23 protein-coding genes are annotated in these 20,266 nt (G+C 69.6%); 10 read left to right on the top strand and 13 right to left on the bottom strand.

Annotated elements, in window-relative coordinates; genetic code table 11:
* The first annotated feature begins 81 nt into the window (after positions 1-81).
* From ACSVDD_RS04110 to kduD, 3 genes are all read left to right on the top strand, one after another.
* A complete protein-coding gene (locus tag ACSVDD_RS04110) occupies positions 82-492 on the top strand; it encodes a bacteriohemerythrin (protein ID WP_448188009.1) in 411 nt (136 codons plus the stop codon).
* Positions 493-651: 159 nt separating this feature from the next.
* A complete protein-coding gene (kduI, locus tag ACSVDD_RS04115) occupies positions 652-1,488 on the top strand; it encodes a 5-dehydro-4-deoxy-D-glucuronate isomerase (protein ID WP_448188010.1) in 837 nt (278 codons plus the stop codon).
* 15 nt (positions 1,489-1,503) lie between these two features.
* Positions 1,504-2,262 carry a 2-dehydro-3-deoxy-D-gluconate 5-dehydrogenase KduD gene (gene kduD, locus ACSVDD_RS04120; protein WP_448188011.1) on the top strand — a complete coding sequence of 253 codons (759 nt, stop codon included), beginning with the start codon at positions 1,504-1,506 and terminating at the stop codon, positions 2,260-2,262.
* 60 nt (positions 2,263-2,322) lie between these two features.
* On the opposite strand, the gene ACSVDD_RS04125 is transcribed toward kduD, so the two are convergent.
* The 4 genes from ACSVDD_RS04125 to ACSVDD_RS04140 all read right to left on the bottom strand — a co-directional run bounded on the left by ACSVDD_RS04125 (position 2,323) and on the right by ACSVDD_RS04140 (position 4,628).
* Positions 2,323-2,958 (bottom strand): cold-shock protein, encoded by a 636-nt coding sequence (locus ACSVDD_RS04125; protein WP_448188012.1) that lies wholly within the window; start codon positions 2,956-2,958, stop codon positions 2,323-2,325.
* Between the two features lie 116 nt (positions 2,959-3,074).
* Positions 3,075-3,989: a 3'-5' exonuclease gene (locus tag ACSVDD_RS04130; RefSeq protein ID WP_448188013.1), complete on the bottom strand. Its 915-nt coding sequence runs from the start codon at positions 3,987-3,989 to the stop codon at positions 3,075-3,077.
* Between the two features lie 70 nt (positions 3,990-4,059).
* Positions 4,060-4,338 carry a hypothetical protein gene (locus ACSVDD_RS04135; protein ID WP_448188014.1) on the bottom strand — a complete coding sequence of 93 codons (279 nt, stop codon included), beginning with the start codon at positions 4,336-4,338 and terminating at the stop codon, positions 4,060-4,062.
* 29 nt (positions 4,339-4,367) lie between these two features.
* A complete protein-coding gene (locus ACSVDD_RS04140) occupies positions 4,368-4,628 on the bottom strand; it encodes a hypothetical protein (RefSeq protein ID WP_448188015.1) in 261 nt (86 codons plus the stop codon).
* A gap of 152 nt (positions 4,629-4,780) precedes the next feature.
* On the opposite strand from ACSVDD_RS04140, the gene ACSVDD_RS04145 reads away from it, so the two are divergent.
* The 6 genes from ACSVDD_RS04145 to ACSVDD_RS04170 all read left to right on the top strand — a co-directional run bounded on the left by ACSVDD_RS04145 (position 4,781) and on the right by ACSVDD_RS04170 (position 11,427).
* Positions 4,781-5,764, top strand: coding sequence for a LysR family transcriptional regulator (locus tag ACSVDD_RS04145; RefSeq protein ID WP_448188016.1), 984 nt, complete (start codon positions 4,781-4,783; stop codon positions 5,762-5,764).
* A 74-nt stretch (positions 5,765-5,838) separates the two neighbouring features.
* Positions 5,839-6,894 carry a Glu/Leu/Phe/Val dehydrogenase dimerization domain-containing protein gene (locus tag ACSVDD_RS04150; RefSeq protein WP_448188017.1) on the top strand — a complete coding sequence of 352 codons (1,056 nt, stop codon included), beginning with the start codon at positions 5,839-5,841 and terminating at the stop codon, positions 6,892-6,894.
* Between the two features lie 293 nt (positions 6,895-7,187).
* Entirely contained in the window at positions 7,188-7,916 is a 729-nt protein-coding gene (locus ACSVDD_RS04155) for a LuxR C-terminal-related transcriptional regulator (protein ID WP_448188018.1), read from the top strand.
* Positions 7,917-7,998: 82 nt separating this feature from the next.
* Positions 7,999-10,278, top strand: coding sequence for a CheR family methyltransferase (locus ACSVDD_RS04160; protein WP_448188019.1), 2,280 nt, complete (start codon positions 7,999-8,001; stop codon positions 10,276-10,278).
* Positions 10,279-10,722: 444 nt separating this feature from the next.
* Positions 10,723-10,992 (top strand): hypothetical protein, encoded by a 270-nt coding sequence (locus tag ACSVDD_RS04165; protein WP_448188020.1) that lies wholly within the window; start codon positions 10,723-10,725, stop codon positions 10,990-10,992.
* A gap of 144 nt (positions 10,993-11,136) precedes the next feature.
* Positions 11,137-11,427: a hypothetical protein gene (locus ACSVDD_RS04170; RefSeq protein ID WP_448188021.1), complete on the top strand. Its 291-nt coding sequence runs from the start codon at positions 11,137-11,139 to the stop codon at positions 11,425-11,427.
* 12 nt (positions 11,428-11,439) lie between these two features.
* On the opposite strand, the gene ACSVDD_RS04175 is transcribed toward ACSVDD_RS04170, so the two are convergent.
* Positions 11,440-12,477, bottom strand: coding sequence for a chemotaxis protein CheB (locus ACSVDD_RS04175; protein WP_448188022.1), 1,038 nt, complete (start codon positions 12,475-12,477; stop codon positions 11,440-11,442).
* A gap of 124 nt (positions 12,478-12,601) precedes the next feature.
* On the opposite strand from ACSVDD_RS04175, the gene ACSVDD_RS04180 reads away from it, so the two are divergent.
* Positions 12,602-14,578, top strand: a complete 1,977-nt coding sequence (locus ACSVDD_RS04180; protein ID WP_448188023.1) for an ATP-binding response regulator — start codon at positions 12,602-12,604, stop codon at positions 14,576-14,578.
* 18 nt (positions 14,579-14,596) lie between these two features.
* On the opposite strand, the gene ACSVDD_RS04185 is transcribed toward ACSVDD_RS04180, so the two are convergent.
* The 8 genes from ACSVDD_RS04185 to ACSVDD_RS04220 all read right to left on the bottom strand — a co-directional run bounded on the left by ACSVDD_RS04185 (position 14,597) and on the right by ACSVDD_RS04220 (position 20,228).
* Positions 14,597-15,109 (bottom strand): GNAT family N-acetyltransferase, encoded by a 513-nt coding sequence (locus ACSVDD_RS04185; RefSeq protein WP_448188024.1) that lies wholly within the window; start codon positions 15,107-15,109, stop codon positions 14,597-14,599.
* Complete coding sequence (locus ACSVDD_RS04190; RefSeq protein ID WP_448188025.1) at positions 15,106-15,912, bottom strand: hypothetical protein; 807 nt, start codon at positions 15,910-15,912, stop codon at positions 15,106-15,108. Before ACSVDD_RS04190 ends, ACSVDD_RS04185 begins: the two co-directional genes overlap by 4 nt.
* A gap of 2 nt (positions 15,913-15,914) precedes the next feature.
* Positions 15,915-16,877: a GNAT family N-acetyltransferase gene (locus ACSVDD_RS04195; RefSeq protein ID WP_448188026.1), complete on the bottom strand. Its 963-nt coding sequence runs from the start codon at positions 16,875-16,877 to the stop codon at positions 15,915-15,917.
* Entirely contained in the window at positions 16,877-17,929 is a 1,053-nt protein-coding gene (locus ACSVDD_RS04200; protein ID WP_448188027.1) for a glycosyltransferase, read from the bottom strand. The genes ACSVDD_RS04195 and ACSVDD_RS04200 overlap by 1 nt, the downstream gene beginning before the upstream one ends.
* On the bottom strand, positions 17,920-18,756 hold the full coding sequence (locus tag ACSVDD_RS04205; protein WP_448188028.1) for a PIG-L deacetylase family protein: 837 nt from the start codon (positions 18,754-18,756) through the stop codon (positions 17,920-17,922). Before ACSVDD_RS04205 ends, ACSVDD_RS04200 begins: the two co-directional genes overlap by 10 nt.
* Positions 18,757-18,826: 70 nt before the next feature.
* Complete coding sequence (locus tag ACSVDD_RS04210) at positions 18,827-19,264, bottom strand: periplasmic heavy metal sensor (protein ID WP_448188029.1); 438 nt, start codon at positions 19,262-19,264, stop codon at positions 18,827-18,829.
* Entirely contained in the window at positions 19,261-19,680 is a 420-nt protein-coding gene (locus ACSVDD_RS04215) for a hypothetical protein (RefSeq protein WP_448188030.1), read from the bottom strand. Before ACSVDD_RS04215 ends, ACSVDD_RS04210 begins: the two co-directional genes overlap by 4 nt.
* On the bottom strand, positions 19,677-20,228 hold the full coding sequence (locus ACSVDD_RS04220) for an RNA polymerase sigma factor (protein WP_448188031.1): 552 nt from the start codon (positions 20,226-20,228) through the stop codon (positions 19,677-19,679). Before ACSVDD_RS04220 ends, ACSVDD_RS04215 begins: the two co-directional genes overlap by 4 nt.
* Positions 20,229-20,266: the final 38 nt, after the last annotated feature.

Consider the following 20,266-nt stretch of genomic DNA (forward strand, 5'->3'; position numbering starts at 1 on the left):
CAAGAATTGACACCGCTCAAGGAGCCGCCGGGCATTTCGGCAGAGCTTCCCCTTCCCAGCAAAGGCTGAAAGGGCCTCTTCATGATCGAATGGACGGACGCCCTCTCCATCGACGTCGCCAGGATCGACGACCAGCACCGCACCTTCATCGGCTTGGTGAACCGGCTCAACGCGTTCAGCAACAGCAACGCCAGCCATGCGGAGCTGCGGACCATCCTGGCCGAACTGGTGTGCTATGCCGAGGTGCACTTCTCCGACGAGGAGGACTGGATGCGGCAAAGCGGCTATCCGCAGATCCAGGAGCACGCCGCGGCGCATTCTGCCGCCGCCGCCACCATTCACGACATGATGTTCCGTGACGTCGAGGGGCAGGACCTCTACAGCGCGCTCGGGGCGTTCCTGATGCCCTGGCTGGTCACCCACATCATGAAGCACGACAAGGCGTTCGGGGACTGGCTCAAGTTGCAGCATCCCGCGGAACAGGGCGCCTGATACGGCCATCCCCAAAAGAGGTGTGACAGTGGGTCCAACGGGATTGTTGGCTCCGCAGCGCTTGCTATGCATATTAGTATACTAGTACAATAAAGCCATTCTGGCCGCGCCAGCGTGCACCGGGACGAATTCCGTCCAGCCCGACATGAGGGATTCCCGATGAAGATCACCGTTCGCCATGCGTCCCACCCGGATCATGTCCGCGGGTTCGACACCCGGACGCTGCGCGACCATTTCCTCGTCCCGTCGCTGTTCGAGGCCGACGACGTCGTCCTGACCTACAGCCACATCGACCGCTTCGTGGTCGGCGGCGCCATGCCGGTGAAGGGGGCGCTGACGCTCGAAGCGCCGAAGGAGATCGGTTCTCCGACCTTCCTGGCGCGGCGCGAGCTGGGCGTCGTCAACGTCGGCGGGCCGGGCCGCGTCACCGTGGACGGCGCCGTTCAACAACTCGACCCGCGCGACGCGCTGTACGTCGCCATGGGCTGCGAGGATGTGCGGTTCGAGAGCCTGGACATCAAGCAGCCGGCGAAGTTCTACCTGAACAGCACGCCGGCCCACGCGCGCTTCGAGACCATGAAGATCTCGATCGCGCAGGCCAAACAGCGCCATCTCGGCGATCCGTCCACGTCCAACGAGCGGACCATCTTCCAGATGATCCACCCGGATGTCTGCAAGACCGCGCAGCTCGTGCTCGGCATGACCATGCTGAAGCCGAACAACACGTGGAACAGCATGCCGTGCCACACGCACGACCGGCGCTGCGAGGTCTATTTCTACTTCGACCTGCCGGAGAGCGCGCGGCTGTTCCACCTGATGGGCGAGCCGACCGAAACCCGGCACATCGTCGTCGCCAACGAGCAGGCGGTGATCTCGCCGCCCTGGTCGATCCACAGCGGCGTCGGCACCCACAACTACACCTTCATCTGGGCCATGGGCGGCGACAACCAGGACTTCGACGACATGGATCAGGTGCCCCTGGCCACCCTGCGCTGAGCGGAGACCCGAACAATGACGACCCCATTCGACCTTTCCGGCAAGGTGGCGCTGGTCACCGGCGCCAACACCGGCATCGGCCAGGGCATCGCGGTGGCGCTCGCCAAGGCGGGCGCCGACATCGCCGCGGTGGACGTGGCGCCGCTCGATGAGACCAGGGGGCTGGTGGAGGCCGCCGGGCGGCGGTTCCACGGCATCAAGGCCGACCTCACCTCCATCGCCCCCGTCGCGGGCATCGTCGAGGAGACGGTGAGCCGGCTGGGCCAGCTCGACATCCTGGTCAACAACGCCGGGCTGATCCGGCGCGCCGACGCGGTGGACTTCACCGAGGCCGACTGGGACCTGGTGATGAACATCAACATCAAGACGGTCTTCTTCCTGTGCCAGGCGTTCGGCCGCTACGCCATCGGCGGCGGGCGCAAGGGCAAGATCGTCAACGTCGCGTCCATGCTGTCCTTCCAGGGCGGCATCCGCGTCCCCTCCTACACCGCGTCCAAGAGCGGCGTCGCCGGCATCACCAAGCTGCTGGCGTGCGAATGGGCGAGCAAGGGCATCAACGTCAACGCCATCGCACCGGGCTACGTCGCCACCAACAACACCGCGGCGCTGCGCGCCGACGAGAGCCGCAGCGCCGAGATCCTCGGCCGCATCCCGGCCGGGCGCTGGAGCGTTCCCGCCGATCTCGGCGGGCCGGTGGTGTTCCTGGCCTCCGACGCGGCCGACTACGTCCACGGCTCGATCCTGCCGGTGGACGGCGGCTGGCTGGCGCGGTAGCGCGCTGATGTGGAGCACGCCGTCATCCGGCGGCGTGCTCCACATCGTTCTTGGAAGAGGTCAGTTCGTGCTGGTGGTGGGGGCCAGTTCGACGTGCTCGGCGACCCAGCCGTCGCGGGTGTCGCGCGCGGCGAACCACACGTCTTCGCCGTCCGCCACGATGTCCAGCCCCGACCGGCGCAGGGTGACGCGGTCGAAGAAGACGCTCTCGCCCCCGTCGGCGGGCTCGATGATCCCGGACTGGCTGTCCAGATTGTACCAGCGCACCGAACCGAGCATCAGCTCATCGGAGGCCGCCCGCATCGGCTCGGGCTGGCGGCGCTGCTGACGCGGTTCGCGCGGCTCGCGCGGTTGGGGGGCGGGCTGCGCCATCCCCGGCTCCGCCATGGGCGCGCCGTCGCCGGCCTCTCCGGGCAGCGGGCGCCCGCGCCGGCCGCGCTGCGGCCGCGGCTTGGGCTCCTGGGCCGCCGCCGGGGTGATGGAGTGAATGGCGGTCACCTGCGGACCCTTCTGCCCCTCGGCAACGTCGCAGACGACGGACATCCCCTCGACGAGGGTCACATCCCCCAGAGACGTGAGCACGGAGGAATGGAGAAAGGCCTCGCCCGAGCCGTCGGCGAACCGGACAAACCCGTAGCCCTTGTCGGCCTTGAACCACTTCACGGACGCGGCGACGTTCTTCTGCTCTTCGCTCAAGGCAATGCTCTCTCAATGGATGGCGTTCGACGACCCTACACATGGCGGCATTCCGTGGCGGACGCAACGCCTGCCGTCCATTGTAGCTCCATCGGCGAGGATGGTGGTGGCTCCTTTCACGTCGTGTTCTGCGTTTTCTTCGGTTCGACGGCCGTTTCCGCGGCATGGCGCGACAAATCGCGCGCCGCGGCCCGGATCCCGTTTTCGCGGGGGCTCTGCGTGGGAAGCTCCAGCTGTTCCGCGGGGTGGTAGGGCGGTTTCGGGGCCGGGACCGACATCGGTGCCGGCCGCGCCGACATCCGCCACTGGTCGAGGAACGCTCCAAGGTGGGGCCTTTCGCCCCGTTCACGGTCGAGATACGCCACGAGGCTGTCGATGCTGGCGTTGTGCCCCTCGGCGTCGGTACGGCCGGACAGCAGCGCCCAGCGGACGTACAGGCCGAAGATGTTCAGCACGTCCGTCTCGCAATAGCGCCGCACCGCGGCGATGTCGCCCCGCTGCACCTTGTCGGCCACGTCCGCGCCGCGCCCTTCGATCTTGCCGGGCAGCCCGACGGCTTCCGCCATGTCCTTCAGGCCGACGCGGGGAGAGGCGCCGTAGTCGCTCAGCACCTCCATCAGGTCGCAATGCCAGTCCGGCGTGAAGCGCTGGCCGTAGTTGTTCCACTTGTCCCCCGCCTGGAACCACGCAGCGGCCGGAATGCCGTATACCATGGCGCGCTGGCGCAGCACCGGCATGACGAAGCCCTTGCCGTTCCACGTGACGAGGCGCGGCAGGCCGGCGCCGAAGAACTTCCAGAACCCCTTGAGCAGCAGATCCTCGCCATGGCCGGGCTCGCCGCCGGAGCGGCACTGCTCGACGATGTAGCGCTCTCCACCGGGGCCGTGCTCGATGCGGGCCTCAAGGAACGAGATGGCGACGAGCTGGTGGCGCTGGGCGGCGGGGAACATGGCCTCCGGCTCGTCCTCGGCGGGCAGCTCCGGGTCGGTGACGCTCTCGGCGTCGAGGCAGAGCAGGCGGTCGCGGGGCATGGCGGGTGCTGGACTGCGTGGGCAATCCCATCACATGGTGATAGCTCGGAATATCCGCAACCTCAGCGTCTTATGGCTGACGGCCACTCCACGAGGCCAGGGTGCGTTCGGTCTCCGCCTGGGTTTCCAGCATGAAGGTGGACCATGTGTCGGGGGCGGATTCGCGCAGCCGCATGCGGAAGGCGAACTCCACGGCGCGCTCGGCCGCCACGTCGGCGGCCGGCAGGTCGGTGTAGTCCCGCTCCAGCATGTCGAGCATGGCGCTCAGTGTCGCCGCGGCGTCGGGGTGACGCGTCAGGCGCTGCACGCGCAGCAGAAGATCGACCCGTTTCTGATCGGTGGCGGTCATGTGAGTGCCTCCCTTGCGGCGGCGGATGTTCAGGTGCGGTCGAAGCGGAAGCAGTTGCCGTCGTACGTGACTTCCGGCAGGCCCCAGGCACGCAGCATCTGATCGAGCGTCGGCAGATGATACCGGCCGATGTCGTGAACCGTCTGGAGATCGGGAGCCCGGTAGAACTCCGTCAGGCTCGGCGTGATCATCACAGTGTATGTCGCTTCGGCGTTCGCGGCGGTCATCAACGCTTGCGCAAGGCGGGCGAAGTCGATCTCCGCGACGGGCGGCGATGTGGCAGCAAGCATGGCGTCCTCCCCCATGCGTTTCTTCGTTGCTGTAATGTTGATCCCGCCGCAGACCAAGCGCCAGTGCGCCAAAGACTTACTCTATACCGGAAGAGGTGTGGCGGACTGACGCAACGGAAAAGTGGATTGACGCCTCGGGTGGTTGATGCGCCATGATTGACGTCATGGCGCGCGAACTCAAGGGCTTCCACGGCCAGATCAGCGACATCGACCTGCGGCTGTTGCGGGTGTTCCGCGCCGTCGCCGGGAATGGCGGCTTTGCCGCCGCGCAGGTGGAACTGGGCATCGGCCGCTCGACCATCAGCAAGCACATGGCCGATCTGGAGGAGCGCCTGGGCCTGCGGCTCTGCCGGCGTGGCCGCAGCGGGTTCGAGCTGACCGAGCACGGCACCGCGCTGTTCGCCCACACCCAGCAGCTTCTCAAGTCGGTGGACGACTTCCGGGCGCAGGTGAGCGGCCTGCACACCGATCTGGTCGGCACGCTGCACGTCGGCCTGCTCGACCACATGGTGAGCGATCCCGGCACGCCGGTGACCCCGGCGCTGACCCGGCTGGCGGCGCGAGCGCCGGCCGTGCATCTCGATCTGGTGATCATGGCGCCCGACGCCATCGAAATGGCGCTGCTGGACAACCGGCTGCATGTCGGCGTGCTTCCGGAACGCGGGCGCCGCCAGATGCCGCTGGCCTATACGCCGCTCTACGCCGAAACGTGCTGCCTGTACTGCGGCGTGGGGCATCCGCTGTTCGGCCGGGCCGGCACGGTGCAGCCTGGGGAATTGCTCGACCACGAATACGCCTCGCTCAGCCATTCGGAAAGCCGGCACCTCGCCGGCGTGATCGGTGGCGGGGACTGGCCCGCCGTCCGCCTCACCGCCACGGCGCACCACGTGGAAGCCATGGCGTTCCTGCTGCTGACCGGCCGGTTCCTCGGGTTCCTGCCGCGGCACGTCGGGCGCATCTGGGAGCAGCACGACCGGCTGCGGCCGGTGCGCCCGGACCTCACCTCCATCGCGACACCCATCCTCGCCGCCGTGCACGCCACGCGTCCGATGACCGCGATCCTGCGCGCCTTCCTGGACGAGTTGAACGCCGCAGCGGCCAAGGCGACGCCGATTGTTGCACAAACCGGCAACTGAACGCCGAAAGGTCGCGGATTTTCCCGTCCCGTCGCCGCGCTACCCTCTGTCCATGCAATTGGAGGAGAGCGACGATGAGCGTCTTCAGCGCGGTCGATTTCAGCGAGCACGAGCAGGTCGTCTTCGTCAACGAGCCCGAGGCCGGCCTGCGGGCCATCATCGCCATCCACAACACCAGCCGCGGCCCGGCCTTCGGCGGCTGCCGCATGTGGCCCTACGCCTCGGAGGCCGACGCGGTGCGCGACGTGCTGCGGCTGTCGCGCGGCATGACCTACAAGGCGGCCATCACCGGCCTGCCCTTCGGCGGTGGCAAGTCGGTGATCATCGGCGATCCGGCCCGCGACAAGACTCGCACGCTGCTGCACGCCGTGGGCCGGGCCGTGGCGCGGCTGGACGGGCGCTACGTCATGGCGGACGACGTCGGCACCACGGTCGGCGACATGGCGGTGATCCGCGAGGTGACGCCCTACGCCGCCGGCTTGGCCGACGCCGAGGGCGCGCCCTGCCCGGCCACGGCCTACGGTGTGTTCCAGGGCATCCTGGCGACGGCGCAGCACGCCTTGGGCCGCAGCGACCTGGAGGGCCTGACCATCGCCGTGCAGGGCCTGGGCAGCGTCGGGTTCCGGCTGTGCCGCTATCTGCACGCGGCGGGTGCCCGTCTGCTGGTCGGCGACATCCACGCCGAGCGGGCGCGTCAGGCCGAGGCGGCGTTCGGCGCCCGCATCGTGGCGCCCGAAGACATCCTGTACGCCGAGACGGACATCCTCTCGCCCAACGCGCTGGGCGCGGTGTTCGACGACGCCTCCATCCCGCGGCTGCGCTGCCGCGCCATCGCCGGGGCCGCCAACAACCAGTTGGCCGAGGAGCGGCACGGCACCGACCTGCACCGCCGCGGCATCCTCTACGCCCCGGATTTCGTGGTGAATTCCGGTGGCCTGATCGACGTGGCGCACGAGGGGCCGGGCTACGATCCCGCCACCGTGCTGAAGGACTGCGAGCGCATCCGCGGCATCGCCCTGGAGGTCTTCGAGCGTGCCGAGCGCGACGGCACACCGCCCAGCCGCACGGCCTTGCGCATGGCGGAGGAGGCCTTCGCCGCCCGCACGCCGCACGGCCGGATCGCCGCCTGAGCGCAGGCATCACTGGGCAGACATGAAAGAAGCGGGCGTGCCGCACAGGCACGCCCGCCAGTGTATGGAAGACCCGCGGACACGAATGGCAAGGCCCCGAGCCTGGGGACGCCGTCGTTTCGCGCCATATCAAAAACACGCGCAATGCCCGGCCGTAGCCTCGAACCGGAAGCCATATCGCTTCGGACAAGCTCATCATGGCATCACCGTGAACCGTTTTGCCGTTTCAGGTGTTCCTTTTTCGTATCCGAGCGTCCATTTCATCTCGGAAACGAAAAAAAAGGAGCCAGGGAATGACCCATCGATTCGGCATCGACCCGGCACGCGCGGCGACCTCGTACGGACAAACCGAAACCGCCACCGACACTCTCCCGCCGCGCATCCTCGTCGTCGACGACCACGCGCTGGTCCGGCACGGGCTGGCGCTGGCGATCAAGCTGCGATTCCCCGATGCCACGGTGTTCGAGGCCGGCTCGCTGGCCGAGGCACGGCGGCTGGTGCCGTCGCTCGGACACCTGTCGGCCGTGCTCTACGACCTCCAGATGGGCGACGCCAACGGCCTGCCCGGTGTCGAGGCGATGCTGCGCGTCCTCGACGGCGTGCCGCTGGTGGTGATCTCCGGCACGCTCGACAGCGGGGTGATCGCCGCGTGCATCCGCGCCGGGGCGCGGGGCTTCCTGCCCAAGGGCGGCGAGGCCGAGGTGCTGGACCACGCGCTGCCCATCGTGCTGAACGGCGGGCTGTACGCGCCGCTGCCGCCCATGGCGGGCGCCGCTACGGCGCCGCCGGTCGCGGCCGGCACGCCGACGCCCTCCGCCGTCGCCATCGAGGGGCTGACGGAGCGCCAGCGCGAGATCCTCATGCTGCTGCTGGAGGGCCGCTCGAACAAGGAGATCGCCCGCTCGCTGGGCATCCTGGAGGGGACCATCAAGGTTCATTTGCGCAGCATCATGCAGCGCCTGGGGGTGCGCAACCGGACGCAACTCGCCCTCATGGCGGTGAAGGCCGGCTTGACAGCCTGATCCGGGCCGGCCTGATGGCGACTTGAGGCCGGCACCGCCCGGACCGTATGATGCCCGGCACATCCAGCAATCCGGCGCCGTCATGTCCAGCAAAGAGTCGCCCCAGAAATCGACCGCGGACCCCGAGTTCGAGACGCTGATCCGCCACATCCAGGAAAGCCGCGGAATCGACTTCCGCGGCTACAAGCGCACCAGCCTGCAGCGCCGCATCCGCCGCCGGATGGAAGAGGTGAACTGCGAGGACTTCCCGTCCTACCAAGACTTCCTGGAGGTGCACCCGCAGGAGTTCATCGAGTTGCTGAACACCGTGCTGATCAACGTCACCTCGTTCTTCCGCGACCCGGACTCCTGGGAGGTTTTGAAGAAGGACGTGGTGCCGCGGATCGTCGCGCGCAAAGCCGACCGTGGCCCCATCCGCATCTGGAGCGCCGGCTGCGCGTCGGGCGAGGAGCCCTATTCGCTGGCCATGCTGTTCGCCGAGGAGATGGGCACCGAGGCGTTCTGCAACCAGGTGAAGATCTACGCCACCGACCTGGACGACGCGGCGCTGAACACCGCCCGGCACGCCATGTACGCTCCGCGCGACGTCGAGAGCGTGCCGACGCCGCTGCTGGAAAAGTATTTCGAGCGGACCAACAACCACTACGTCTTCCAGCGCGAGCTGCGCAAATGCGTGATCTTCGGCCGGCACAACATCGTGCACGACGCGCCGATCTCACGCATCGACCTGCTGCTCTGCCGCAACCTGCTGATCTATCTGGAGAGCGAGACGCAGAACGTGGTGCTGCCGCGGCTGCACTACGCGCTGGTCAACGACGGCATCCTCTTCCTCGGCAAGGCGGAGACGCAGCTTGCGCGCTCCAAGATGTTCGAGCCGGTCGATCTCAAGAGCCGGCTGTTCCAGAAGGTGCCGCAGGAGTGGCGGCGCAGCCTGGGAGGCAGCCTGACCATCGCGCCAGAGCTGCCGAACAGCCGCCCGAACTTCCAAACGCGCCTGATGGAGGGCATCGTCGACAGCAGCGCCGCCGCCTATCTGGCGGTCAACACCGAGGGGCATCTGGTCTTCGCCAACACCATGGCACGCCGGCTGCTGGACATCGCCGAGACCGACATCGGCCGGCCGTTCCAGGACCTCGCCGTCTCCTACCGTCCGGCCGAGCTGCGCTCGCGCATCGAGGAGGTGCAGAAGACCGGACGGTCGATCCGCATCGAGCACCAGGAGTTCTCCCGCCCGCCCGCCGAGCCGATGCGCCTGAGCATCGAGGTGTCGCTGCTCTACGGTCGCGACGGCAAAGCCTTCGCCACGATGCTGAGCTTCACCGATACCAGCCGCAATTTCCTGCTCCAGCAGGAGCTGGAGGCGGCGCAGGAAAGCCTGGAGACCACCATCGAGGAGCTTCAGTCCTCCAACGAGGAGCTGGAGACCACCAACGAGGAGCTGCAAAGCACCAACGAGGAGTTGGAAACCACCAACGAGGAACTCCAGTCCACCAACGAGGAACTGGAGACCATGAACGAGGAACTGCGTTCCGCCAACGAAGAGCTGGAGGTCGCCAACGAGGAGCTGCGCCGCCAGGGCGAAGAGTCCGGCGAGTACCGTCGCTATTCGGAATCGATCCTGCGCGGCATGGACGTGGGCATCATCGTGCTCGACCAGGACCTGCGCGTGCGCTCGTGGAATCGCTGGGGCGAGAACATGTGGGGCCTGCGCAGCGAGGAGATGCAGGGCGAGCCGTTCCTCGACCTCGACATCGGCCTGCCGGTGCAGCGGCTGCGTGGCGAACTGGAGTGCATCCTCGACAAGAAGGTGCCGCAACAGCCCGTCATCCTCGACGCCATGGACCGCCGCGGACGCCCGGTGACCTGCCGCGTGCGGCTGTCGCCGCTGCTCTACGAGGGCAAGGAAACGCGCGGCGTCGTCCTCATCGTCGAGGACATCACCGAGCAGACGCGGACCGAAGCCTTCACCGGGTATCTCGGCCGCATCATCGGCGAATCGCTCAATGAGGTGTATATCCTCGATTCCGTCAACTTCCGCTTTTTGCTGGTCAACCGCGGGGCGGAGACCAAGCTGGGCCTGTCGCTGGACCAGCTGAAGCAGCGCGCCGTTTACGACCTGATGCCGGAGGTGACGGCGGAGCGATTCCAGCGCCTGGTGGCGCCGCTGCTGTCGGGCGAGAAGCAGGAGGTCGTCTTCGAGGCGACCATGGAGAGCCGCCATCGCGGCGTCTACCCGGTGGAGGTCTGCCTCCAGCACTTCAACGGCGAGCAGCCGCCGATTCTGGTGGCGATCGTCCACGACACCACCGAGCGCCAGCGCCTGGGCGCCGCCGACAGCCGGGAGATGTCCGCGGGGAAGTGAGACGCCGGCGCTAAGGCTGTTCCCCGAGGAAGAAGAGCTACCAAGCGATTGGACAGGGGGAATGAGACTCTGCGCCTCATTCCTGCGTCGGTGATTTTCCAGCACATTCCAGCCATTGGATATCTCCAAAACTTGACCAAGGGAAACCCTCTCACCCCCGGTCGCGGCGACGCAAAACAATATTATTGCGCACGAAAAACATTATTGCTTAAGCTTCTCCCTTGATTTGATGCTTCGTGGATATTCCGTATAGCGCGAAAATCCACCCATTGACCGATCTCGCGCAACGCGTCACAGTTTTTCTCGTAGTTAGGTTTGGTATGTGAGTGCATTCGTTTCGGGCCAACTCTTGCGGGCGAGCATGGACTCGCCCGCCTCTCTTTCGTAGCCCCTGCCGTATCACGGCCAAGTCTCAACGTGATACATCCAGCCAAGGGGGAAGCCATGGACGATCAGGAACGCGAACGCCTCTCCCGCCACCGCGAGCTGATGGAACTGGCGCGACACACCGTCGAGGAGGCTCGCCGCATGCGTGGCCGGTTCGACCCGGCACCTGCACCGGCACACATCAGAAACCTCTGGCTCTCGGCGCGCACCACGGCGCTGATCTCTCTTGTTCAGGAGGAGCGGCTCCGGTTCGAGGATGCTCGGGCCAAGACAAGGGAAGCGATCGACGCGAGTATGGCCGTGTCTTCCCGGTATATCGGACGTTGAATGGCCAGCTTCTGCCCTGCCCACTCCTTCTCGCAGTTTGCAGGTACGGCAAAACACTCTATCCTGTGCCTATTGCCCACCATGACCCCGGCTGTGGGTGACAGAGAGATACGTGTGCTCACGCCTTGACCGAGGGAGGATCACGTGTCCCGGTCAGAGGAACACCCCGTCCGCACCTGCGACGAACTCCTGCTGCGCAACCGGGCTCTCATCGAGCAGGCGAAAATCGCTATCGAGGACGTGAATCGTCTGGCGCACACCTGCACCGATCTTTCCGAACGGATGCGCGCCAGGAGCCTGCTGCTGCGCCAGCAGAGCAAGGATATATCCGCGCGGTTCATAAAAATTCAGGCGGGGACCGAAGACCGGTGCCGGCGAAGCCAGCAGGCTTTCGAAGAGTCGGGGGCTTCAGTACCGAATCCCGGCACGCCCTGAAAAGGACGGACATCATTCCGCGGCCCGGTCCTTGCGCCGCGCCGGGGGAGCATCGCCGTTCGCCGTCCCGGCATTGCCGGTCAGCACACCACGCAGCAAGTCGACGCTCTGCCGGGCTTCCTGCGCCGAAGACGCCCAGCTTTCGGCGACCCGGCCGTGGCCGCGCTCCCGCGCGTTTTCGGCAAGGCGCTCGAACAGGATCACGCGGTCCTCGTGGGTGCGCAGCGCCACCCACAGCGCGCGCTCGACCGCATCGTTGTGCGCTTCGGCCAGCGCCTCGGGGCTGTAGGCGTGGCCGACCTTGCAGCGATAGCGCAGCAGCGTACCATCGGCGATTTCGGACAGATTGCCGCCGCAATCCGGACAGCTGAGCGTGCTCGGCCGCCCGACCGCGTTGGTGTCGTCGGGCACGGTGTCGAACTCCTTTTCGGGGATGCCGGCCTCCGCCACGATGTCCTCGGGAATTGCGACCGCCGGCCCCGCCGGCTCGGCGAGCAGGCGGGCGAGCAGGCCCGGCATCACGTCCAGCGGCACGCAGTGGTCCACGTCCGCGTGAGCCAGCGCGTTGCGCGGCATGTCCGGCCATTCGGCATCATCGGGGTCCTGCACCACGGCGACACCGCCGCAACGCTTCACCGCCCGGAGGCCGGCGGCTCCGTCGTCGAGCAAGCCGCTCAGCACCACGCCGATCACCCGCGGGCCGTACGCCACCGCGGCGGAGCGGAACAGCGGGTCGATGGCCGGGCGGGTCCGGTTCTCGCGGGCACCACGGCGCACCAGCACCATGCCGTCGTGGACCAGCAGATGGCGGTCCGGCGGGGCGACGTGAATCCAGCCCGGCCGCACCGGTTCGCCATCCCTGGGATGGAAGGCGGGCAGCCATCCAGCGCGCGCCAGCAATTGCGGCAGTTGGCTGCGAGCACTGGCGGCGACGTGCTGCACGACGAAGACCGTCGCCGACACACCCGCCGGCACGCCGGCGAACAGCCGCCGCAACGCCGTGACGCCGCCAGCCGACGCGCCGATCACCAGGATGTGTTGCTTGTCCATATTCCATGATCAACAGGCGGGACCGGAATAAATCTCGGCTTTCGGCCTACAACGTTTCCCGGACTGCGCTGTTGGACGGGACATGCCATCGTACCAGCGCAAACAGGCCCGGGGAGGCGTAACGGTGAACACCACGTCTGTTCAGGACGGTGACCGGGACCACGAGGCGCTGTGCCGGCGCATCGCGACACTGGACCAGAGCCTGGAGCAGGCGCTGGTCGCCGCCGAGGACGCGCAGGAGGAAGCGCGCCTCCTGGCCGAGGAGCGCGCCGAAGCCGAAAAGGAACTGGCCGGGCTGCGGCAGCAGATCGCCGACCTGCGCCTTCGTCTCGCCCGCACCGAAGCGGAGGCGGCGGGGCTGCGCGAGGCGCTCGGCCGCGCCGACAGCCGGCTGAGCGCCATCGGGCAGGAGGAAGCCTACCTCACCGAGGAGCTTCAGACCTCCTACGAGGAGCTTCAGGTCCTCACCGAGGAGCTGTCGCGCGCCAACACCGACCTGGAACAGCGGGTCGATGCGCGCACCGCCGAACTGGCGCAGGCGAACGCCGCCCTGCGCAGCCGTGAGGAGCAGTTGCGCTTCGCGCAGAAATGCGCCGGTGCCGGCGCCTGGGATTGGGAGGTGGGGACGAACCGCCTCACCTGGTCGCCGGAGTGCTACGACCTCATGGGGCTTGACCGGGGCGGCGGCCCCCCGTCGATGGAGCGCTGGCTGTCCATGGTGCTGCCGGAGGATCTTCCGGCGGTGCAGCGGACGCTGAAAGCCATCCTCACCGGCACGGACGACGAGATCTGCACCGACTTCCGCATCCGCCACCCCCGCCGCGGCGTGCGCTGGATCGCCAGCCTGGGCCGCGTCACGGAGCGCGAACCCACCGGCCGGCGGCCGGCCCGGATCATTGGCCTCTCCCTCGACCTCAGCGACCGCAAGGCGATGGAGGAAACGCTGCGCCGGGCCAAGGAGGAGGCGGAAAACGCCAATCAGGCGAAGACGCGCTTCCTCGCCGCCGCCAGCCACGATCTGCGCCAGCCGATCCAGGCGGCCGCCCTTTACGCCTATGTGCTGCGCGCGTCCATCGGCTCCAATCCCGGTGCTGTGGAGGCGCTGGACCTGTTGAAGGCTTCCATCGAGAGCCTGAACGGCATGCTGAGCGGCCTGCTCGACTTGTCGCGGCTGGAGGCCGGGGCGGTGGACGTCACCATCGTCGACACCACGGCGGACGAGGTGATGCGCCGGCTGAGCGCGGAGTTCCACGGTGTGGCCGAGGAAGTGGGGGTGGAACTGCGGTGCGTGCCCTCGACCACGCCGGTCGTCACCGACCCGCAACTGCTGGAGCGCGTGCTGCGCAACCTGCTGTCCAACGCCATTGCGCATGGCGGGCCGCATGGCGGCGCGAAAGGCGACCGCGGGCGGGTGCTGCTGGGGTGCCGGCACCGCGGCGATAGGCTCGACTTCCAGGTGTGGGACAACGGGCCGGGCATCCCGCCGGAGGCGCGCGGCACCATCTTCGAGGAGTTCCGCCAGCTCAAGAACCCTGAGCGCAACCCCACGCACGGGTTCGGCCTGGGCCTGTCCATCGTCTCGCGCATTGCCCGGCTGCTGGGGCTGGAGGTGTCCGTGCGGTCGGAGGTCGGGCGCGGCTCGGTCTTCTCCATCGCGGTCCCGTGCGCCCGTACGCCGCAGGCGGTGCGCCCGGCGATCTCCGTCTTCAACACCACGACGGCGGCGTGGCTGAAGGGACGGACGGTGCTGCTGGTCGAGGACGACGAGGCGGTCCGCCTTGCCCTGAGCATGATGCTGAAGCGCTGGGGCGTGCGGGTGGTCGCCGTCGGCTCGACCGAGGAACTGGCGACGCGACTCCCCCGCCTGCGCAACCGACCGCACGTGCTGGTGACCGACTACCGCCTGCCCGGCGGCAGCACCGGGCAGGCCGTGGTGGAGCTGGTGCGCCGCCGCTGGGACGTGCCGGGCGTCATCATCACCGGCGACACCGCGCCGGAACGCCTGCGCGAAGCCAGTTCGCTGGGCTGCCGCCTGCTGCACAAGCCGGTCGGCCCCGCGGAGCTGGTGCAGGCGCTGGGCGAAGTGATGCATCACGCGTGAGGGGTGGGGGCAAGCCGCTTACGCAGTGCCGAGGTCCTTGCCCATCAGCCACTCCTCCAACCGCTCCTCGACCACATCCCCCTCGGGCGTGACGCATCGCTGGACCTCGGCCAGAGGCCCGACGACGCGCCAGCCCAACCGTTCGTACAGGCGCCGTGCGCCGTCGTTGCTACGCTCGACGCCGATTTCGGCGCGCCGGATGCCGCGGCGGCGCAGCTCACGCTCGGCGGCCTCCAGGAGGTGCCGGCCGATGCCGGCGCCGTGCAGGGGATGAAAGCTGCGCACCGCCCACAGCACCGCGATCCCCTCCGCCCGCTTGCGCGCGACGTCGATCCACACCTGCCCGACCGGAAAGCCGTTGGTCAGCGCCAGCAGCATCAGCCCGTCGCCGCGCTGCTGGGCGGCGAACGCCTCGGCGATGATCGACCGGTGGGGGGTGTAGAGGCCCATCCACTCCAGCGCCGGCAGGTCGGCGGCCTCCGCCGGGCGGATCACCGCTTCGACGGTGATGGAAATGCGTCCGAGGCTCATGCGGGGATCTCCAGTCCGACGCAGCGGTGCAGGTCCGGGCGATGGCGGCGCCAGTTCTCGGCGACCCACTCCGTGGCCGGGCGGCCGTAGTAGGTCCAGGGCAGGTTGCGGCTGTTGAGCCCGACGAAGTGCGCGCCCACCCGCCCCAGCTCCGGCCTCTTCGGCCACAGCGGCGAGCAGATCGACACCTCCCGCGTCGAGACCACATGCGCCGGCCGCCCGAGGTCCAGCGCCACCACCTGCAAGCCCTGCTCGTCCAGTTCCGAGGCGAGCGGCACGGGATGGCGCTCCAGCACCGCCGCCAGCGCCGCGTCGAGGTCGAAGCCCGGTGGCAGGCCGCGGATGCCGGTGTTGCGCGGTTCCGGCCGGGTCAGCCCGGCGAAGGCGCCGAGCGCCAGTTCCACGTCACCGGCGATCAGGCAGCGCGGCGTGTCTTCGTCCAGCCACGCCCGCACCGCGTCGGGCAGGCCCCAGAGGATGCAGTCGTTGTCGAGCGACAGTTCGTAGCGGTCGGGAAAGCAGCGCAAAGGGGCGAATTTCCAGGCCACCCCTTCGGCCATGCCGTCGTCCAGGTGCCGGCGCAGCCGATCGGGAAGCGGTCCGGCCGGCCGCCACTCCACCTCCGCCGGCAGGGAGCCGGTGCGCGCCTGCGCCTCGCCCACCGGCAGCGAGTTGACGACGACGGTGTAGGCCGCCTCCGCCCCGAACAGCCGCCACGCCCCCCAAACCGAGAGGCGCAACGCCTCGAAGCCCTGCGGGCTCACGTCGCCGATGGTCCACCGCACGCCGATCTGCCAGGCCATCGTCAGCGCTCCTCTGTCGCGAAGCGGAAGCGCCGCACCCAACCGGGCCGATCCACGGCGCCCCAGGCGTATTTGTAGGGCTCCCGCCCGCGCAGGAAGTGGAACTCGCGCCCCCCCTCGCCCGCCGCCGCGTCGATGGCATGGCCGAGCAGCAGCACGCCGGGGCCGAGCGGCGCCAGCTCCGGATCGAAGCCGCCGAGGTAGTAATAGGCCCGCCGCCCGTCGCCGAGCCCGTAATGCACCGCGGCCAGCCGCCCGCCGATGCGCAGGCCGTACAACCGCAGCAACCCCGCCTCGGCCAGCGCCGGCACCGCGGCGCGGTGGAACGCCCGCACCGCCGGATCGGCCAGCACGCCCTGCCCGCCCCGCTCGGCCCAGCGGGCGGCGTGCAGGCGGAACAGCGCCTCCAGCAGGGCCGGGGCGGTGGTGGGCGTGGCGGTCTCCACCTCCACCGCGCCGGTGCGGAGCGCGCGGTTGCGGGTGTGGCGCAGGTTGCGGACTTGGCTCGCCGGCAGCGCGGCCGGCAGCGGCAGGACCGGGCGCGGCTCGTCAGGCCCGGCCTCCTCCCGCGCACCGGGCGGCGTCGGCAGAAGGCGCAGGGGGGACCAGTCCGGAAAGCCGGGGAACTCCACCCGCGTGCAGCCGGTCAGGCCCGGCAGCGCCGCGATCAGCGGGGCCAGCGGCACGCCCTCCTCGACCAGCGCGTCGAGCCAGTCGGTGGTGCCGACGCCGAGCGGCAGAAGCGTGCCGTCCTCCTCCCGGTACAGCGGCAGCACCCCGGCCAGACGGTCGCCCTGGTGCAGCGCCAGCACCCACAACGCGCCATGGGCGAAGGCGCGCCACCAGGGCACCAGCCACGCCGGGTGCTGGAACGGGGTGGTGTCCGGCACGCGCCGCCACAGCGCCGCCCAGGCTGGCGCCAGCGCCTGCAACGCCGGCAGCGTCCGCACCGCGACGATCCGCATCAGGCCGCCTCCGTCCGCCGGGCCAGTTGGCGGTAGAGGCCCAGATAGCGGCGCGCCATTCGATCCGCCGCGAAACGCGCCCGCGCGGTGGCGCGGCAGACATCGGGGTCGAGGCGGCCGGCGGCGCGCATCGCCTCCGCCATGCCGGCGACGTCGCCCGGTTCGACCAGGAAGCCGGTCACACCGGGCTCGACGATCTCGGCCAGAGCGCCGCTGCGGAACGCCACCACCGGCGTGCCGCTCGCCATGGCCTCCATCGCCACCAGCGAACTGGTTTCCGGCGCGAGGCTCGGCACCATCAGGCAGCGCGCGGCGGCCAGCAGGCGGCGCTTGCGGGCGCCGCCGATGGGGCCGAGGAAGCGGCACGTGGTGCCCAGGCGGGGCCGGATCTCGGCGGCGAAATAGCGCTCGTGCACCTCGTAAGGGAAGACCCGGCCGGCGATCAGCAGCGGCAGTCCGGCGCGCCGCGCGGCGTCCAGGGCGAGGTGGAAGCCCTTCTCCGGGCAGACCCGCCCGAGCGTCAGCGCGAAGCGCCGCTTGGTCAGGCGGATGGACAGGCGGTCGATGTCCACGCCGTTGCCGATGTACGGCAGCAGCGGGGCGCCCGGCGGGCAGGCGCGCTGCTGCGAGGCCGACACGCAGACGAGGTGGGTGTCCGGCCGGGCCGGCGCGAAGATGTCCGGCGGGTACCAGCCCGGCGGCAGGTGCAGGGTCACCAGAACCGGCACGCCCGGCGGCGGCAGATAGGCGGCGAAGTCGATGCCATGCAGATGGACGAGGCCCACGGGATGGAGGACAAGCGCCTCGTGGATGGCGCGGCGGACGGCGGCGTGCTGGGCGGCGGTGGCGGCCTCGTCGATGCGGTCGGGCGGTGCCGGCACCGGCAGCAGCGTGCCGGCGACGCGCGAGCCCTCGCAGGCAACCACCAGCGAGCGGTGACCGGCCGCCACCAGCGCGCGGTCGAGCGTGCCGAGCACCTGTTCGGCTCCGCCCACCGCGCCGGGGCCGACGCGGGCCAGGGGATAGGCGACGCTGAGCACCGTCAACACCATGCGGTGCCCTCCAGGCCCAGCGCGGCCAGGGCATCTGCAGCCAGCGCTCGCCAGCGCTCGCCCGTCATGCCCCAGTCGAAGCGCTCGTAGTTCAGTTGGCCGGCGTGCGGCGGGCGGGTGAAGTCATAGGCCGGCGCGGTGCGGTAGCGCTCCACATCGTCACGGAAAGGCGCCAGCGTGCGGGCCTGACTGGCGTGAGCGCCGAGCATCCGCCGCTTCAAAGCGCGCTGCTCCGCGTCGAGCCGGACGGTGCGGACCGGCACACCATCCAGCGGCAGGAACTCCTGAAACCGGGTGACTCCGTCCGCGGCGCCGCCGTGGTAGTAGGCCATCTCGACCAGTGCCGGACACGCGCACCCGTACCGGCGTATCAGTGCCAGCGCGGCGTGCGCTGCGAAGGCCGTGGCATCGTGGTCGGGATGTCCGCCCTCATAGGAATGGGTCAGCACCACGTCGGGCCGCCAGTCGGCGATCCGCACCGCAAGGCGCCGCGCCGCGTCGGCCATGTGAAAGGACGCCTGCTGGTCGGCGAAGCCAAGCCCGCGCAGCCGGCCGGCGGGCACTCCGGCAAGGCTTATCGCCGTCTCCATCTCACGCCGGCGCAACGCGGCGTAGTCCTGCCAGGTGGCGCAGCCGGCGTTCCGCGCGTCCGGCCCGGTGCGCGGCGCGCCATCGGTGACATGGACGATGAGAGTGTGGGCAAAGCGGCCGAGTTGGGCGCCGGCTCCGATGGTTTCGTCGTCGGGATGGGCGACGACGACCATCACCCGACCGTCGGAGCCCGGCGGCAGCGTCGTCGCCATCGCGTGCGTCAGGGGATAGGGCATACCCCTTCAACGGAGCGGCGCGGCCTCCGCCGGCTTTATCAGGCGGCATATCGCGACAGCGTAAGACCGCTCAGCGTCGCCCGGCGACAAGGCGTTCGCGCGCCGACAGCGACAGGTCCGGCAGCAGGGACAGCACGGTTTCCTCGACCAGATCGCCGATGCGGCGGCGGGCGGCGCGGGCAGTGTCCATGCGCGCGCGCAACTCCTCGCGGTCGAGCGGCTCGCGCGCGGCGATGGCGCGGACCCGCAGCGTGGCCTGGCGGTACTCCTCCTCCAGCGCGGCGAACTGCGCGCGCTGGTCGTTGAAGGCGCGGCGCAGGCGCTCGGCGTCGGCGTCCGGCAGGTCGGCGGCGACGCGCTCGACCAGACGGTCGGGCATGGCCGCGCCGCGGGCCGGCTCCTGGTGCTGGTAGGCGCTGACCAGCATGGCGCCGAGGAACAGGTTCAGCCCGAGCGACACCAGCGCCAGCAGGCGGAAGGACACGCGCGGCCGGGTCAGCGCGATCATCGCGGGCCTCCATCGAACAGCGAGGGCACGTCCTCGGCCAGCAGCGTCACCTCGCCGCCCGGCACCGTGCGCGGGTGCAGGCTGCTGCCAGCCACCCAGCCCAGCGCCAGCAACCCGGCGCACAGCACCCCGGCGAAACGGGCCGGCATGCGGCCGAACAGCAGCACCAGGATCGTCTCGCGCGGCACCTCGCGGGCGTGGCGCGCCACGGCGGCGACCAGCCGGCCCACCCGCGCATCCTCGACGTTCGGCGGCACGGCCAGCAGGCGTTCCACATCACGGGCCGCCTGCCACGCCGCCTGGGCGTCGGGCGCGGTGGCGAGAAGCCGTTCGGCCTCGGCCCGCTCGGGCGCCGGCCAGCGCGCGAGATCGCTGCCGTAGGTGTCGAGCAGGGTCAGGAAACGCTCGTGGGTCATGGTGTCCTCCCGGCGGCGAGCGCCGCCCTCAGGGCCTGCCGGCCCCGCGCAAGCAGGGATTCGAAAGCCTGCTCGCCGATCCCCAGCACCTCGGCGGCTTGGCGCATGCTCAGTCCCTCCTGGTGGAAGAGGACGATGGCCGCGCGCTGGCGGTCCGGCAGCCGCTGCAAGGCGCCGTCCACGAGGTCGGCGGTCTGCCGTTCGGCGATCATGTCGACAGCGTCCGGGGCGCCGTCCGGCAGTTCCGCCACATCGTCGAGCGGCTGCCACTCCGGCCGGCGTTTGCGGTCGAGGGCGAGGTTGACGACGATGCGGTACAGCCACGTGCCGAAGCGCGCCCGCCCCGGCTCCCAACGCCCGGCGTGCTGCCAGACGCGCAGGAAGGCGTCCTGGGCGATCTCGTCGGCGTCGGAGGGATTGCCGGTCAGCCGCTGCGCCAGGGCGACGGCGCGGCGCATGTGCCGGGCCGCCAGCGCCTCGAAGGCGGCGGCGTCGCCGGCCGCGGCGCGGCCCATCAGCGCGTCGTCGCTGTCCGGCGCGACGCTCATGGGCGCCCACACACAGCGGCCCCACACCGGCCAGCTTG

The organism is Azospirillum terrae (genome assembly GCF_053470425.1).

Coding starts and splice junctions, on each gene's coding strand:
- ACSVDD_RS04110 (WP_448188009.1), top strand. CDS start 82: ATGATCGAATGGACGGACGCCCTCTCCATCGACGTCGCCAGGATCGAC.
- kduI (WP_448188010.1), top strand. CDS start 652: ATGAAGATCACCGTTCGCCATGCGTCCCACCCGGATCATGTCCGCGGG.
- kduD (WP_448188011.1), top strand. CDS start 1,504: ATGACGACCCCATTCGACCTTTCCGGCAAGGTGGCGCTGGTCACCGGC.
- ACSVDD_RS04130 (WP_448188013.1), bottom strand. CDS start 3,989: ATGCCCCGCGACCGCCTGCTCTGCCTCGACGCCGAGAGCGTCACCGAC.
- ACSVDD_RS04135 (WP_448188014.1), bottom strand. CDS start 4,338: ATGACCGCCACCGATCAGAAACGGGTCGATCTTCTGCTGCGCGTGCAG.
- ACSVDD_RS04140 (WP_448188015.1), bottom strand. CDS start 4,628: ATGCTTGCTGCCACATCGCCGCCCGTCGCGGAGATCGACTTCGCCCGC.
- ACSVDD_RS04145 (WP_448188016.1), top strand. CDS start 4,781: ATGATTGACGTCATGGCGCGCGAACTCAAGGGCTTCCACGGCCAGATC.
- ACSVDD_RS04150 (WP_448188017.1), top strand. CDS start 5,839: ATGAGCGTCTTCAGCGCGGTCGATTTCAGCGAGCACGAGCAGGTCGTC.
- ACSVDD_RS04155 (WP_448188018.1), top strand. CDS start 7,188: ATGACCCATCGATTCGGCATCGACCCGGCACGCGCGGCGACCTCGTAC.
- ACSVDD_RS04160 (WP_448188019.1), top strand. CDS start 7,999: ATGTCCAGCAAAGAGTCGCCCCAGAAATCGACCGCGGACCCCGAGTTC.
- ACSVDD_RS04165 (WP_448188020.1), top strand. CDS start 10,723: ATGGACGATCAGGAACGCGAACGCCTCTCCCGCCACCGCGAGCTGATG.
- ACSVDD_RS04175 (WP_448188022.1), bottom strand. CDS start 12,477: ATGGACAAGCAACACATCCTGGTGATCGGCGCGTCGGCTGGCGGCGTC.
- ACSVDD_RS04185 (WP_448188024.1), bottom strand. CDS start 15,109: ATGAGCCTCGGACGCATTTCCATCACCGTCGAAGCGGTGATCCGCCCG.
- ACSVDD_RS04190 (WP_448188025.1), bottom strand. CDS start 15,912: ATGGCCTGGCAGATCGGCGTGCGGTGGACCATCGGCGACGTGAGCCCG.
- ACSVDD_RS04195 (WP_448188026.1), bottom strand. CDS start 16,877: ATGCGGATCGTCGCGGTGCGGACGCTGCCGGCGTTGCAGGCGCTGGCG.
- ACSVDD_RS04200 (WP_448188027.1), bottom strand. CDS start 17,929: ATGGTGTTGACGGTGCTCAGCGTCGCCTATCCCCTGGCCCGCGTCGGC.
- ACSVDD_RS04205 (WP_448188028.1), bottom strand. CDS start 18,756: ATGCCCTATCCCCTGACGCACGCGATGGCGACGACGCTGCCGCCGGGC.
- ACSVDD_RS04210 (WP_448188029.1), bottom strand. CDS start 19,264: ATGATCGCGCTGACCCGGCCGCGCGTGTCCTTCCGCCTGCTGGCGCTG.
- ACSVDD_RS04215 (WP_448188030.1), bottom strand. CDS start 19,680: ATGACCCACGAGCGTTTCCTGACCCTGCTCGACACCTACGGCAGCGAT.
- ACSVDD_RS04220 (WP_448188031.1), bottom strand. CDS start 20,228: ATGAGCGTCGCGCCGGACAGCGACGACGCGCTGATGGGCCGCGCCGCG.